Annotated in this window: 1 protein-coding gene; it reads right to left on the bottom strand. The window is 70.4% G+C overall.

What is annotated here, in order from left to right; genetic code table 11:
* The coding region (locus tag E4T88_RS18945) for a hypothetical protein (RefSeq protein WP_221411821.1) at nt 1–442 on the bottom strand (442 nt) is incomplete at both ends.

Here is a 442-nt window from a genome sequence, read left to right on the forward strand (position 1 = left end):
TACCAGGGCCGGTGTGCGCTGCCGCAGCGATTCCAGCGCCTTCTGCGCCTGCTGAACGCTCACCGGGCGGTCCAGCTTCTCGCGGTAGAAGCGCAGGGCTTCTGCATCGTAGGGGCGGAAGCGCGGCCCCTGCGCCAGCATGCGCCACAGCACCGCCTGTTCGATCGGCTTGAGGCCCAGGTAGTCGGACTCCATCTGCGCTTCGTCCTGCGCCTGCTGGTCCTCGGCGGCCTGTTGCAGCGCCGGCTCGAAACGGCCGCTGTGGTCCGACAGAGGGCTGAGCACGGCGCCCATCGCCGCCATGAAGAACTGTGGCCGGTGGCCGAAGGCGGCGAATGCCGCTTGCAGTGCAGCCCGGTCCACGGGGACCAGGTCCGGCCGCTGGGCTTCCACCCGCCCGGCCACGTGGGCGATGAAGTCGGTATCCAGCGGCGGCAGTGCC

It is taken from the genome of Dysgonomonas mossii (genome assembly GCF_004569505.1).
Classification (GTDB): Bacteria; Bacteroidota; Bacteroidia; order Bacteroidales; family Dysgonomonadaceae; genus Dysgonomonas.